This is a genomic window from Falsiruegeria mediterranea M17, assembly GCF_900302455.1.
GTDB classification, from domain to species: domain Bacteria; phylum Pseudomonadota; class Alphaproteobacteria; order Rhodobacterales; family Rhodobacteraceae; genus Falsiruegeria; species Falsiruegeria mediterranea.
This window is the reverse complement of the sequence record NZ_ONZG01000038.1, coordinates 1-1,765: the sequence shown is the minus strand read 5'-3', so window position 1 is coordinate 1,765 and position 1,765 is coordinate 1. Positions and strand designations below refer to the sequence as shown.

The 1,765-nt window shown below is 62.0% G+C and carries 2 protein-coding genes; both read right to left on the bottom strand.

Translation table 11 applies throughout. The features are described 5' to 3' along the window. Positions 1-77: 77 nt before the first annotated feature. Entirely contained in the window at positions 78-1,007 is a 930-nt protein-coding gene (locus TRM7615_RS25225) for an electron transfer flavoprotein subunit alpha/FixB family protein (RefSeq protein ID WP_108792735.1), read from the bottom strand. Further along, a complete protein-coding gene (locus tag TRM7615_RS25220; protein WP_108792734.1) occupies positions 1,007-1,765 on the bottom strand; it encodes an electron transfer flavoprotein subunit beta/FixA family protein in 759 nt (252 codons plus the stop codon). The genes TRM7615_RS25225 and TRM7615_RS25220 overlap by 1 nt, the downstream gene beginning before the upstream one ends.

Genomic DNA, 1,765 nt, shown 5'->3' with positions numbered 1-1,765 from the left:
CGCGCGCTTCGGGATTTGGACTGAAGCAAAAGGCCCGCCGGTGGCGGGCCTTTTGTGTTTCTTTCTGGGCCGGTGGCTTAGCCGAGTTTTTCGGTCAGCTCGGGCACAGCGGCAAAAAGGTCTGCGACCAGGCCGTAATCGGCGACCTGGAAGATCGGTGCTTCTTCGTCCTTGTTGATCGCGACGATGATTTTCGAATCCTTCATGCCGGCCAGGTGCTGGATCGCGCCCGAGATGCCGACCGCGACATAAAGCTCAGGGGCGACAACCTTACCGGTCTGACCCACCTGCCAGTCGTTCGGCGCATAACCCGAATCGACCGCGGCGCGCGATGCACCAACAGCAGCACCCAGCTTGTCTGCCAGACCTTCGATCAGTTTGAAGTCTTCCTCAGACCCGACGCCACGGCCGCCCGAGACAACAACGCCAGCCGAGGTCAACTCAGGCCGGTCGCTTGCGGCAACCTTGTCTTCGACCCAGCTCGACAGACCCGGGTCAGCAGCAGCCGACACGGTTTCAACCGCGGCCGAGCCGCCTTCGCCTGCGGCGTCAAAGGTCGAGGTGCGGAAGGTGATGACCTTCTTGGCGTCCGACGATTTGACGGTCTGCATGGCGTTGCCTGCATAGATCGGGCGCACAAATGTCGAGCCGTCAACCACTTCGGTCGCGTCCGAGATCACCATCACGTCCAGCAGGGCCGCGACGCGGGGCATCACGTTCTTGGCGTCGGTTGTGGCCGGGGCAACGATGTGTTCGTAATCGCCAGCCAGCGACACGATCAGCGCGGCCGTCGATTCCGCCAGGCGGTGGCCCAGGGTTTCGTCTTCGGCGACCAGAACCTTGGCGACACCGTCGATCTTGGCGGCGGCTTCGCCCGCTGCGGCGGCGGAACCACCCGCGGCCAGAACGGTCACGTCACCCAGTGCTTTTGCAGCGGTGACAGCCTTGGCAGTGGCGTCCAGCGCCAGTTCGCCGTTGTTGACTTCGGCGAGAAGAAGAACAGCCATTACACAGCCCCCGCTTCTTTGAGTTTCTCGACCAGCTCGTCCACCGAGCCAACGACGATGCCTGCGGCACGTGCGGGCGGCTCTTCGGTCTTGACGATTTCCAGACGCGGGGACACGTCGACGCCGTAATCAGCGGCGGTCTTGGTATCCAGCGGCTTTTTCTTGGCCTTCATGATGTTGGGCAGCGAGGCATAGCGCGGCTCGTTCAGGCGCAGGTCAACGGTGATGATGGCGGGCATCTTCACGTTGATGGTCTGCAGGCCGCCGTCGACCTCGCGGGTCACCTTGGCGGTGTCGCCGTCGATGTCCAGCTCGGATGCAAAGGTGCCCTGGGACCAGCCCAGAAGGGCCGACAGCATCTGACCGGTGGCGTTCATGTCGTTGTCGATCGCCTGCTTGCCGGCCAGAACAACGCCGGGCTGCTCTTCTTCGACAACTTTCGCCAGGATCTTGGCAACGGCGAGCGGCTCGATGTCGGTGTGAACGTCATCAGCGGCTTCGACCAGAATGGCGCGATCCGCACCCATGGCCAGCGCGGTGCGCAGGGTTTCCTGAGCTTTTGCGACGCCGATCGACACGACGACAATCTCGTCGGCCTTACCGGCTTCTTTCAGGCGGATCGCCTCTTCCACTGCAATCTCGTCGAACGGGTTCATCGACATTTTGACATTGGCGAGATCGACACCGCTACCATCCGCGTTAACGCGAACCTTCACATTGTAGTCAATCACGCGCTTGACAGGCACAAGTACCTTCAT

Excerpts from the sequence above, each read along its gene's own strand:
- TRM7615_RS25225 (WP_108792735.1), bottom strand. The coding sequence starts at position 1,007 with ATGGCTGTTCTTCTTCTCGCCGAAGTCAACAACGGCGAACTGGCGCTG.
- TRM7615_RS25220 (WP_108792734.1), bottom strand. The coding sequence starts at position 1,765 with ATGAAGGTACTTGTGCCTGTCAAGCGCGTGATTGACTACAATGTGAAG.